At 62.8% G+C, this 11,462-nt stretch carries 9 protein-coding genes; 3 read left to right on the forward strand and 6 right to left on the reverse strand.

Translation table 11 applies throughout. The features are described from left to right. The first annotated feature begins 142 nt into the window (after nucleotides 1-142). Together RR842_RS08295 and RR842_RS08300 are read left to right on the forward strand one after the other, a co-directional pair. A complete protein-coding gene (locus tag RR842_RS08295) occupies nucleotides 143-427 on the forward strand; it encodes a twin-arginine translocase TatA/TatE family subunit (protein ID WP_332729444.1) in 285 nt (94 codons plus the stop codon). Between the two features lie 228 nt (nucleotides 428-655). Further along, nucleotides 656-2,257 (forward strand): LuxR C-terminal-related transcriptional regulator, encoded by a 1,602-nt coding sequence (locus RR842_RS08300; RefSeq protein ID WP_332729445.1) that lies wholly within the window; start codon nucleotides 656-658, stop codon nucleotides 2,255-2,257. A 76-nt stretch (nucleotides 2,258-2,333) separates the two neighbouring features. Here RR842_RS08300 and yfcE read toward each other — a convergent pair whose 3' ends face one another. The 4 genes from yfcE to RR842_RS08320 form a co-directional block, all read right to left on the reverse strand. After that, complete coding sequence (gene yfcE / locus RR842_RS08305; protein ID WP_332729447.1) at nucleotides 2,334-2,891, reverse strand: phosphodiesterase; 558 nt, start codon at nucleotides 2,889-2,891, stop codon at nucleotides 2,334-2,336. A gap of 135 nt (nucleotides 2,892-3,026) precedes the next feature. Continuing rightward, on the reverse strand, nucleotides 3,027-3,662 hold the full coding sequence (locus RR842_RS08310; RefSeq protein WP_332553718.1) for a molecular chaperone TorD family protein: 636 nt from the start codon (nucleotides 3,660-3,662) through the stop codon (nucleotides 3,027-3,029). 125 nt (nucleotides 3,663-3,787) lie between these two features. Then, nucleotides 3,788-4,324, reverse strand: coding sequence for a 4Fe-4S dicluster domain-containing protein (locus RR842_RS08315; RefSeq protein ID WP_332518351.1), 537 nt, complete (start codon nucleotides 4,322-4,324; stop codon nucleotides 3,788-3,790). 9 nt (nucleotides 4,325-4,333) lie between these two features. Next, on the reverse strand, nucleotides 4,334-6,739 hold the full coding sequence (locus RR842_RS08320; protein WP_332513489.1) for a molybdopterin-dependent oxidoreductase: 2,406 nt from the start codon (nucleotides 6,737-6,739) through the stop codon (nucleotides 4,334-4,336). A gap of 301 nt (nucleotides 6,740-7,040) precedes the next feature. On the opposite strand from RR842_RS08320, the gene RR842_RS08325 reads away from it, so the two are divergent. Continuing rightward, nucleotides 7,041-8,507 (forward strand): helix-turn-helix transcriptional regulator, encoded by a 1,467-nt coding sequence (locus tag RR842_RS08325; RefSeq protein WP_332513490.1) that lies wholly within the window; start codon nucleotides 7,041-7,043, stop codon nucleotides 8,505-8,507. Here RR842_RS08325 and RR842_RS08330 read toward each other — a convergent pair. Beyond that, nucleotides 8,504-9,751, reverse strand: coding sequence for an HD domain-containing protein (locus RR842_RS08330; RefSeq protein WP_332729448.1), 1,248 nt, complete (start codon nucleotides 9,749-9,751; stop codon nucleotides 8,504-8,506). The genes RR842_RS08325 and RR842_RS08330 overlap by 4 nt on opposite strands. Before the next feature lie 117 nt (nucleotides 9,752-9,868). Further along, nucleotides 9,869-11,056 (reverse strand): hypothetical protein, encoded by a 1,188-nt coding sequence (locus RR842_RS08335; protein ID WP_332729449.1) that lies wholly within the window; start codon nucleotides 11,054-11,056, stop codon nucleotides 9,869-9,871. Between the last annotated feature and the right edge of the window lie 406 nt (nucleotides 11,057-11,462).

Consider the following 11,462-nt stretch of genomic DNA (forward strand, 5'->3'; position numbering starts at 1 on the left):
CCGTTTGCATGACAAAGAAAACGCGGCGTACATGACAAAATCAGCGATCTGCATGATAGGCGGAACCGCTGTTGCGGGGCATACTGCGGGACGTTGAAACTACTTTGAGCTCGTGATCGTTCGCTTAGGAGGCGCACTCGTTATGAAAATCCTCGGTATGGGCATGCCCGAACTACTTATCATCCTCGCGGTCGTTCTGCTTATCTTCGGCCCGAAGCACTTGCCGAAGCTGGGAAAGGCGGTTGGCTTGACGGTGAAGAACCTGCGTGACGGCCTTGGCGAGAAGAAGATTGAAGGGGCCGATGAGGGCGAGAACCTCGTCGAAGCTACGGAAGCGGAAGCAACCGACGCGGTTGCGGAGACGGTCGAGGAAGTTGCCCCGAAGCCGACGAGAACCGTGAAGGCCCGTAAGACCACCACTGCCTAATCGCCAGTAACCAGTTCGCTGCGCCGGCTTTTGGCTGCGCGCATAGCATTACCCCAGAGCGCGACCCTCCCTCCCCGCGCTCGGACATGCGCCCGTGCCTCATCTGGCACGGGCGCATGTCTTTTCCCGTGCTTGTTTGCGGGAGAGGCAAACGGGGGTTCGGAGACGAGGTGCAGCTTGCGGTATCATAGGGTATCCGTTGCAATTCCGATCGCGAAAGGAGGGTGCATGCGCTCGCTCATGCATGCCGGCACCAGGCCGTCTTTACGTGCCGTGCTGGGCTTTGCTTGCAACCAGGGCTTTGTGTTCTCGTTGTTCTATATGGGCACGAACCGCGCGCTCGGCACGGTGCCTGTCGCGTTCGAGCGTGCCGATCTGTTCGGCACCCTCCTGTTCATGATAGCGGCGTTCGCCCTGTTCCGCATCGCCTCGCCCAAGGCGCGCAGCGCTCTTCTGGCGCCGCCGCTTCTGTGGTGCTATGCCGCCTTGCTTGTGGTGGCATCCATCGTCCCCATCCTTCCGGGCACGATGGAAGCGGCCGATATCGTCCTGGAAAGCGTTTTCGTCGGCCTTCCGTCAGGCCTCATGCTTGCCGCTTGGGGCCGTGCTCTGGGCGGACGTGCCGTGTCGCGCTCGGTGCCCGAAGTGTTCTTGGGCTCGGCGCTGGGGGCTACGGCGTGCTTCGTTTTCGCGGCCATTCCCCTGGATGTTGCCCCCTTGGTGCTGAAGCTGCTGCCCCTCGGCAGCGTGTGGGCGCTGTACCTGCTCGCGCGTGGCGAGAAAGGCCAGGACGCGGGACGCTGCGGGGAAGAGGGCGCTTCCTTGCCTGCTTCGGCGGTCCGGCCGACGGCGGGGAACTCGGCTGCAAGCCGCGAGGCATCCTCGGCGGCAACGGAGTCCAGATCCCTGTCGCTGCGGATTTTGCTGGCTACGCCTGCAGAGCGCAAGGAGACGGCGCGTCTGTCGATGAAGATGGCTGCCGGCACGGTGCTGTTCGGCTTGGCGGCGGGATTCATGGAGACGTACGGTTCGGACCCGGGCATGGCGTCTACCCCTACGTTGCCGGCGACCTTGTTGCTGTTCGTGATCTTTTGCGTTGCCGCCTTGCAGTTGTTAGCTGCCGCACGGCGCAGTGTCGGTTCCTTGGGCGGAGATGCGGCCGTCCTTGCCGCCGATCCGGCGTCGGGCGAGCAGGAAGGTCCGCTTGACGACGTGTACCGCCTTGCCGTGCTGGTGATGATGGCGGGTTTCCTGTTCGTGCCGGTGCTGGGCGAATTTGGCGTGCCGGGCGAAGCTATCGTATTGGCGGGTTATTTGGGGCTTTCTGCCGTGTTTGTATCGCTGTTCTTGGTCATGGCGTATATCACGGGACAGGATGCCGCCCAGTCCTTCGCGCACGGCTTCACGGCGCTGTTCGCAGGCGAGGTGGCCGGCGTCGCGCTGGGCAACGTGATAGATGCGTTCTCGGGTTTCGGCGAGACGCCCTATGTCGTGGTGGCCTGTGCAGGCCTGGCGGCGCTGTTTGCCTACCTGTTCCTGTTCACCGAGCGTGACTTCCGGGCGCTGTCCGTCATCGCGCGCGACGCCGACCGTTTCGACGATGCCTGTGCGCTCATCGCCTCGCGCTTCGGACTGTCGAACCGCGAAGCCGAGATACTGCCGTTCGCCCTGAAGGGCCGTACGGGGGAGCGCATCGCTTCGGAGTTCTTCATCTCGAAAAGCACCGTGGACACGCACCTGCGCCGCATGTACGCCAAATGTGGCGTGCATGGCCGCCAAGAGCTTATCGACCTGGGAGAGCGTACGGAGCGGCAGCCGGATGGTCGCTAGCCGCTGCGTCCTTGGCGCACGCCGACATTTCCACCTGCCGCCTTCCAGGTGTGGTGGAAGCAGCGTGCGTGACAGGCTACGCCGATCCTGCCCAGCCGCCCTCCGACAGCGTTTCGCCGTTGAGGCTTTTGAGCGCGAAGCGGCCGCTTTCGTAGACGGCGTAGCTGGCTCGGCCGTCTTTAGGGATGGACGTGCTGCCGGGGTTGACGAACAGGATGCCGCTGCGCTCCTCAAGCATCTTCACGTGTGTATGGCCTGAGAGAAAGGCGCTGCCAGGGGCGAGCGTAGGCGGGTTGTCGGGCGTCATGTCGTCTACGTGCCCGTGGGTCAGGTACAGCACGTGCCCGTCGGTCTCCACCATCGCGTAGTCGGCCCGGCAAGGGAAGTCCAGCACCATCTGGTCTACTTCTGCATCGCAGTTGCCGCGCACGGCTACGATGTACGAGGCCCAACTGTTCAAGATGGGCACGACCTCCTTGGGCGCGTAGTCGTGCGGCAAGTCGTTGCGCGGCCCATGGTAGAGCAGGTCGCCGAGCAGCACGATGCGCTCAGGGCTTTCCGCTTCGACACGCGCGGCAAGAGATCGCACGGCAGATGCCGAGCCATGCAGGTCGGATGCGATAAGCAGCTTCACGGAGCCTCCTTTTCTTGGAAGGCACCAGTGTAGCGCATACCCTATTCCGATAGAACCCAAACGCCTTGCCCGTTGCCTGCCAGATGGGTGGGGAGGGTCCGGCAAGCAACGGGCAAGGCGTTTTCGCGCACGGGATTAAAGGGATGCAATCAGAGTACGGTCGGCTTCTACCTGCTCGTTTGTCATGCGGGCCAGGCCGCGGAAGAACGTCGTGCGTGCCTGTTCGCTCACCGCATCGCAAAACGCCGGAACCCAGCAACCGAGGTGGTCTTCTAGGAAAGCTCGCTGTACGGAAAGGCAGCGTTCGGCTTCGTCGGGGGATTCCGCTTCGAGCGACGAGGCCGTCCGCTCGGCCATGAGGGCCATGAACTCCAGTTCGAGCGACAGGTGGTCTTCCGGCAGGTTGAACGCGTCCTCGACGGCGAAACCTTCCGAGCGGTAGACGGCTACCACTTCGTCGCGCGCCTCCTGCATAAGCAGGCCCTCGGCGCTCGAAAACACCGATTCGTACGGGGCGATGGGATGGGGTCCCATTCCCAAGAACAGCCGATTGTAGTCGGCGGCCACGTCGATGCGCATCTGCTCGGCTGAGGCTGCCGCAAGCTCGTTGAAGAACGCTTCAAGCGGGTCGTCGGCGGGCCGTTCGTCGGCGCCGCCCTGGCGCAGCGCTTCGATGAAGGCCAAGTCGGGGGCGGTGCGGTAGGCGCGGGCCAAGAAGCGGTAGGCCAGTGAGCGGTCGTTCATGAGGGCGGTGAGGTCGTTGGTGTCCATGGGCGTTCCTTCGACGTTGGTATGCGGTCGGCGACAGGTCGTGGCGGGAGGCCTAGCCCGCCGTCCTTGCGGAGGCGGGCTAGGGGAGGGGAGGCCGCGTGCACGGCCTCCCCGGGAGGGTGCTTTTAGGAGACGTAGACGCTCGGAACCGTCTCGCCTTCCATCTGCTTGCCGCCCTTCTCGGCCGCCAGCTTAGCCATTTCGGCAAGGGGGCCGAAATGCAGGGCCTGCAGGGGGCAGGCGGCCACGCAGTGCGGGTTGCCGTCCTCGTTGCGGCCGATGGACAGGCAGGTGTCGCACTTGTCCATGACCGTCTTGCCGTCCCTCTCGATGAACTCGGGAACGTCGAAGGGGCACGCTTCCGCACATGACTTGTCGCCGATGCACTTCTCAAGGTTCACCGTGACGATACCGTCGTCGGCGCGTTTCTCGATGGCACCCTGAGGGCAGGCCCCGAAGCAGGCCGGCTTTTCGCAGTGCATGCACGAGAGGGACTCGAACTTCCTTTTTACGTTCGGGAAGGTGCCTTCGACCGTTTCTTTGACCTCGCGGCGCGCTACCGTGTTCGCCTTGATGCCGTGCCACTGCTTGCATGCTACCTGGCAGGCCCAGCACTTGATGCAGCGGCTCGTGTCGACGTAGAATCCATATTGTTCAGCCATGGTTTATCCCTAACCTTTCGCGATCTTGACGAGCGTCTGCTTGGCCATGGATGACGTGAAGTGGTCGTAGTTCTCGATCGTGTCGTCGTAGAGTACGTTCACCTCGCTGCCGCCGTCCAAGGTTCCGTAGCCGGGCAATCCCAGCTCTTCGCAAGGCTCCCACCAGCCACGTTTGGTCATAAGCACGTTGGGGGCTATGGCTTCGAAGTAGCGCGCCACCATCTTGATATTGCCGTGGGGCGACGTGATGGTCATCCAATCGCCGTCGGCGATGCCGTACTGCTTCGCTGTGGCCGGGTTGATTTTCACCCAGGGCTCAGGCTGCAGCTCGCGCAGGTAGGGCACGTCGTGGTAGTAGCTGTGGTTGCAAAGACGGTATGCGTGGACGTCAGAGATGACCAGCGGGTATTCGGCTACCAGATTGGGTGTGCCGTCCAAGCTCTCGGGCGCGCCCTTGTAGACGGGCAGCTTCTCCAGCGTGCCGGAGTCGGTGGCGTTGGGTTTGCCGCCGATCCATTCGTTTACGCACTGCACCTTGCCACCGGGCAGCGACGCGAACATCTTCTCGTAGGTCTGGTACTCGGGTTCGGTCGGCTTCGCGCCGTCGGTGCGCTCTTTGAACACGTAGCCCTTCTCGCGCAGCTCCTCGAGCGTGACGCCTGACCCGTCCAGCTGCTCGGAGAGCATCTTGTCGATGTCGCCGCCCCAGAAGTCGTCTCCGTAGCCCATTTTCACGGCCAGGTCGAGGTAGTACTGCCAGTCGGAGCGGGTTTCTCCGGGAGGCTCGGAAATTACCTGGTTGATGCCGATGAACGTGCCGGCAGGCATGTTCTTGGTGGAGAACTGGTCGGCAGATTCGTACTGCGTCGTGGCGGGCAACACGATATCGGCGTAGTCGCATGACGAGTTCCAGGCCACGTCCATGACCACGTAGAAGTCGAGCTTCTTCAGGGCTTTCTCGATGGTCTTGGGTTGGCGCGTTCCCGATATGGGGTTCGTCGACTGGGCGAACACGAAGCGCAAGGGGTAGGGTTTCTCGGAGAGGATGGACTGCAGGCCCTTGTTGTAGGCGCTGGTCGGTCCGGATTCCTGCGTCTTCATGTTCTGGAACCAACGCGGGGTCTCGGGTGCCACGAGTTTGGCTACGCCGGCCATCCAGCCGTTTTTCGTGTCCTCTTCGCTGGCGGGCAGGCGGTCGGATAAGAGGTCAATGCCCTTGGTCTTGATGAGGGGTTCGGGCATGATCATGCCCGCTCCACCGCCGCCAGCGACGCCGAGGTTGCCGGTGATGGCCTCGATAAGGCAGCAGGTTGCCACGGTCCAGTGGCTGTCGACCGACTGGTCGCCGATGCCGTTGCCGATGTTGATGCCCATGGGCTTCACGGTGCCCATGAGTGTGGCCAGCTCATTGATCTTCTCGACCGGCACACCGGTGATGGGCGAGGCCCACTCGGGCGTGTACTGCTTCATGTGCTCGGCCAGCTCGTCAAAGCCGCTGCACCAGTTCGCCACGAAGTCGTGGTCGTAGAGGTCCTGGCCGATGATGGTGTTCAAAATGGCCATGGCCAGCGCGCCGTCGGTGCCGGGGATGATGGGCACCCAGTGGTCGGCGTGTGAGCCCAGGCCCTCCTGCATCGGGCGGATGTCGATGACCTGCATGCCCTTTTCCTGGGCGTTCAGGCGCCCGTTAGGATTGCCCTGGTTCACGGCTGAGTTGTCGGAGTTGTAGCCCCATACCACCAAGAGCTTGGTCTTGCCCAGCTGGCCGGGAGCGGTGTCGGTTGCCTTGGCGTGCTCGGGGCCGCCGATGGTCACCAGGCGCGAGAACATGCGCTGCGAGTTGCAGATGGCGCTGTGTAGGTAGTTAGGCGATCCGTGCACGTTGAGGAAGCGGCGGCCCAAGCTGCCGAGTACCGAGTAGAACTGCGGCGAGAGCACGCCGTAGGACTCGGCTCCGTACTGCTCCTTCTGTTCTTTGAGCTTGGCGGCGATGGTGTCGAGCGCTTCGTCCCACGTGATCTGCTCGAACTTGCCCTCGCCCTTCTCGCCGGTGCGCTTCATGGGATAGAGCAGGCGCTCCGGGGTGTAGACGGTGTGCATAGCCGAGTTGCCCTTGGCGCACAGCGTACGGCTTCCGCGTCCATAGTTGTTGCCGGCCTCGGGGTTGCCCTCCACGTTCGTCCAGCGGCCGTCAGTTACGGTGCAGAGCGTCGAGCAATGCGTGCGGGCGGGGCCGCACATCTTGCACCAGGCGTGCTTCACTTCCACGGTGCCGGCATCTTGCCCTGCCGCCTTCCCGCCTTCCTTCTTGTCCGCTTCCTTCAGGCCTCCCTGCGGTGTACAGCCGCCGAGCATGGCCGCAGCGCCCAGCGCGGCGGCGCCCTTGAAGAGCGTCCTTCTCGTCATTTCTGCCATAATCCCTCCTCCTTTTGATAGGTCTCCCCGACCCTTATCCTCTGCAAGATGCCTTTCCGGTTGCTCCCTCGACCTCGGTACCCCTATCGCGACCTTGCCATGCCTTTGCGCTGCAGAGGGGAATATCCTGAGGCGATGTCATTTACGGTACGCTTTCCCCTGCACGTTTTGCATCGTAGGTTTCCTCGTTTGTGGAAATGCGTCGATTATCTGCGTCGACGTATGATTTATATGATGAGTGTCTTGCGCTACAATGAGGCTGCTTGCAGGCAAGGGGTTGTAGGCGGGGAAGGAAATAGCAATGGGAACTGGTTTTTCTGAGCGTTGGGGGCATCTACGGGGACATTTGCGCGATGTGACGCTGGCCGATGTGTTCGACATTCGCGCACTCGGGTTTGCCTTGAGCCTAGCGTGGGCCTATATCGTGCTGTTCAGCACGACGATTCATTTTTCCATGCGCAACGACGTGAGCCACCTCAACAGCGTGGTGGGGTTTTCCAGCGTAGGCGTGCTTGCAGTGCTGCTGTTGGCTGCTTTCGCGTCGCGGCCGTTCATGGGTGCCATGCGCAGTGCGCTGGTGCGGTGGGCGGCTCCGGTGGTCATGGCGGTTGCGACGCTGACGCTGGTGATCGTCGACATAGACGTTATACGCCAACCGTGGTGCTCGTTGGCCTCAACTTTGGCCGGCGGGGGCTTGGGGGTCTTGTACCTGGCGTGGGGATCGGTGTTCAGGGGCGTTCCCATTGCCCGCGCGGTTGTGAACACGGCCTCGGCCTTCACGTTGGCGGCTCTGCTGTTCGCGCTTGCGGTGGCACTGCCCCGTCCGGTGGGCGTGGCGCTGACCGTGGCCTTGCCCTTGGCGGTGGGCTTCGTGCTGTTCACGGTGCTGGGCGTGTGGCGCGAGTCGCCGGAGATCGAGCCGCGCCGGGTGAGCAGGGGGGCGTTCTCGGTTGGCGCTGTGCTGTCGCTCGGGGTGCTCTCGTTTGCCGAATCCCTCATGCGGGCCCTGTTCTTCAATGCTTCGCCCATCATCAGCGAAGGGAGCTATCCATGGCTGTTCCTGCTGGCCACTATCGTGTCGGTGGCGGTAGTAGTGGCTCCGTTGCTTGCGTCGAGTGAGCTGGATTTCTCTTTGGCCTACCGAGTCAGTGCGCTCGCCTTGGCGTTCGTGTTCCTGTTGCTGCCCATTCTCGACCTGGGGTCATTTGCCGCCGATTTGCTGGCGTTGGTCATCTACTGCGTGGTTACCTTGCTCATCTGGACGGCATTGGTGCGCATCACGGGCTTGTACGGAATCTCGGCACTGGTCGCGTTCGGTATCGGATGGGGTGCCCATACGGCGGGTTCGCTTGCGGGTACGTTCGGCGGGGCTTTGCTGGGGTCGTATCTGGAACTGACGCCGAAGCTCTTGAGCATCCTTGCGCTGGCCTGTACCTGCCTGTTGTTCTTCGCTTACGTGGTTCTCTCCTCGAAGCGGTTTCTCGGGCGCTTGTCTTGCAGCGATGCGGGTGCAAGGCGTCGTGGAAACGGCGGTCGCCGTCCCTTTTGCGACCGATGCAGCAAGCTGGCCGAACAGCACGGTCTTACCCCGCGCGAGCAGGAGATCATGATGCTGCTGGCGAAGGGGCGCTCGACCCCGCGCATCTGCTCGAAGCTGGGGTTGACTACCGGCACGGTGAACACGCATTTGACCCACTTGTACCGCAAGCTCGACGTGCACGACAAACAGGAGCTTATCGACTTGCTGGAAGAGGCGGGGGACGCCTAAGTAAGGTCGGCGCAGTACCCGCGTGCGACGAGGTGTTTGGCGCTTGTCGGGAACAGGTGCGCGTAGAGCGAGGTGAAGTAGCCGTCGGTCATCGAGGACAGATAGTCCACCACGATCTGGTTGGGCTCGGTTTCGAGGTACGTCTCGCGCTTGATAGAGGCCGACTTCTCTGCCAGGTAGTCCACGTGGTGCCGGAACACGGGCGACGATTCGTCGCCTGCCTCGAGGTCGGCCAACAGGCGGGCGTACAGCTCCTCGAACATGTCCTCGACGACGTTTCCGTCGCCCTCGGCCAAGCCCTCGCGTTGGTAGATCAGCTCGTAGTTCTGCTTCTTTGCCCGCTTCAAGTCGTCGAACATCTCCGGGCTGAGCGCGATGCGGTCGGTGCCGTAGCTGTTGTTGACGATGTCGACGGTGAGGTTGTTGATGATAGCCGCGTTCGTCTTGCCCATGACGGCCGAATCGAAGGGCGCATACGAGGAGAGGACGCCCATGTCGAGGGCATCTTGGCGATCCTTGCCCACGTAGGCGATCATGTCGCTGACGCGCACGACGCAACCTTCGAGTGTCGAGGGACGCAGGCACTTGATGGTGTTCTCCTCGGCCGTGCAGGCTTCCACAAGCCCATCGAGCGCCTCGAAATCGTACGTTTCCCCCATGCGCAGCACCTGCTGGGCAAACTCGCCGTTGTGGCAGAGCACGCCGTCGAGCGTCTGTAGGCTGACGTTGCGGCGGTACAGCTGGTCGAGCACGCGCACCGAATGCACGTTGTGGTTGAAGTAGCGCCCGGTGCGGGCGTGGTAGCTTTGGCTCAGGTAGCGCTCGCCCGCGTGCCCGAACGGCGTGTGGCCCACATCGTGGCCAAGGGCGATGGCCTCGATAAGCTCGCAGTTCAGCCCCAAAAGCGATCCGATGCCGCGCGCCACGCGGCTGACCAGTTGCACATGCAGGCCGCGCCGCGAGATGTCGTCGTTCTCCACGAACGAGAACACCTGCGTCTTGTCGGCGTAGCGGTTGTAGGCCGGCACGTTCAGTATCTTCTCGATATCGCGCGCGAAAGCAGGGCGGGTGAGCGTGGCCTCGTCGTGCTGCTTCGCCTCGCGGCGCAGTACGCGGCCGTCGTCGAAGGCATGAGGGTTCTTCCATCCGGCGGCGCGGTCGGCGCGGATGGCTTCCTCGACGGATACGTCGAGCTTCAAATAGGGGATACGGTTCGTGTTTTCCGGTGATGTGCGCTGTTCCATGCGGAGTCCTCGGGTCGCCGTCGCCCTGCCGCTGCAATCGGGCACCGCGGCAGGGCTTCTGTCTTGTTCGAGGATATTGTAGCGCATGGCGCGTCTTGAGTGCTGTGAGGCAGGGCCTCAGTAGCGGAACAAGGCAGCTGCACCGGCTTTTGTGGGCATGTCACTGGCGGCCAGCACGTACACGTCGCCGCCTTGGCGCAGCGCCGCCTGCGCGAGCGCGTCTGCAAGGTCGCTGCCTGCAAGGTCTCCGCGTTCGCCGTGGTCGGCTTTCGTCTCGTGGGAGACTTTGCCGGTGGCCTCGTCGAACGTGCCCGGCAGTTCGCGCCCCTCCTCGACGAACAGCGCACGTACTTTGCGCTCGACCAGCGCCATGCCTATTTCGGCCGCATCGTCGGTGCTGCCGCCGTGAGCGCGGCGGTTGGCGTAGTCCTTGATGAGCGAGGATGCGCGCGCTTCCCGGGCGCGGCCGATAACGGCCGCGGCATCAGCCAAGAGCTCGGCCGTCGACAGCTCGTCGACGTTTTGCTCGATACCCTCGTCCAGCAAACAGCCGATATCGGCTACGCGACGGAACAGGGCCTGGTGCTCGGGCAGCGCCACCAGTACCACCGGCACCTCGCAGGCGGGCATGAGGTGCTTGGACACCGTCTCGCCCACGTAGCGGAAGAACTTCTCGGACTCCTCTTTGCGCACGTCGTCGCGCGAGCGGTAGTTGTGGTAGGGCGACATATGCCCTTCGAGCGTGGTGTAGTCCAGCGCCGGGCGTCCGTCGTATTCAAGCGGGTAGAGCTCGCTGAACTGGTCGTCGGTGCCAACGGGTAGCACCGCACGGTCGAGCGAGGTGAACGACCCGCGGATGAAGGAGAACCGATCGGCCGATAGTCCCAACAGCACGTAGCGCGACCCGTATTGGAAGTCGCGTAGCAGTGGCTTCAAGAAGAACGTCTCGCCTACCTGCACGCGCGGCTCGACAGGGAAGGGTAGGCGGTAGACGCAGGCTTGCTCATTGGTTGCCAGCACGCCAAGCCCGCGCACCCCCTTGTCGCCGACGATCTCGGCAGGGTTTGCGACGATGTACTCAAGCGTCTCGGCAAGCGACGCGAAACTGCGCTTGCCGAAGGCTGCTGTCAGCTGTTTTTTGGCCTCGGCGACCAAGTTCCCCAGCAGGATGCGGTCGTGGTAGAAGCCGTCATCGCCGCCGTGCAGGGGCAGGTAGACCGATGCGGCAGGGCTTGCTGTCCGGTCGGGCAGCAAGGGAGAGAAGTCCGTCGCAAATACAATGCGGTCTTTTACAGGGTCTCTCATGAGGTGCTCCTCCGTGTTCTCGTCAAGCGGGTGCCGCACTGGCCACCGCGCCCTCTTGGTTGCTGGTCCCTAGCATAGTCGCGGCGCGCCTGCGCCCGCGAAAGCGCAACGGTACTGTCAGCGTCCGGTTGTTGTTTTGCTGATTGAGGACAGGGTCGGGCCTCTGCTCTGTATTGTGCGCTGCCATATTCGTCTCATCAGGTAAGAGCGAAAGGCTTTCTGTTTCGGTATTCGCCAAAAAACGCGGAGTACGCAGGGCGCAGCGCAGACCTTTTCACTGTAGACCTGCTGCGGCAACGACATGCCTTCCGCTTGTTTCGCACACTGTCCAGGCGGCCTGCCTCTGCCCGCTTGCCTTGCGCTATACTGGACGATGAAACCATACGGAAAGGCGGCGCATGCGCAA

This window comes from Gordonibacter sp. (genome assembly GCF_036667095.1).
GTDB lineage: Bacteria > Actinomycetota > Coriobacteriia > Coriobacteriales > Eggerthellaceae > Gordonibacter.

Bases quoted from the DNA above. Each gene is read 5' to 3' on its own strand.
- RR842_RS08335 (WP_332729449.1), bottom strand. From the start codon at position 11,056: ATGAGAGACCCTGTAAAAGACCGCATTGTATTTGCGACGGACTTCTCT.
- RR842_RS08310 (WP_332553718.1), bottom strand. From the start codon at position 3,662: ATGGACACCAACGACCTCACCGCCCTCATGAACGACCGCTCACTGGCC.
- RR842_RS08325 (WP_332513490.1), top strand. From the start codon at position 7,041: ATGGGAACTGGTTTTTCTGAGCGTTGGGGGCATCTACGGGGACATTTG.
- RR842_RS08330 (WP_332729448.1), bottom strand. From the start codon at position 9,751: ATGGAACAGCGCACATCACCGGAAAACACGAACCGTATCCCCTATTTG.
- RR842_RS08300 (WP_332729445.1), top strand. From the start codon at position 656: ATGCGCTCGCTCATGCATGCCGGCACCAGGCCGTCTTTACGTGCCGTG.
- RR842_RS08295 (WP_332729444.1), top strand. From the start codon at position 143: ATGAAAATCCTCGGTATGGGCATGCCCGAACTACTTATCATCCTCGCG.
- RR842_RS08315 (WP_332518351.1), bottom strand. From the start codon at position 4,324: ATGGCTGAACAATATGGATTCTACGTCGACACGAGCCGCTGCATCAAG.
- RR842_RS08320 (WP_332513489.1), bottom strand. From the start codon at position 6,739: ATGGCAGAAATGACGAGAAGGACGCTCTTCAAGGGCGCCGCCGCGCTG.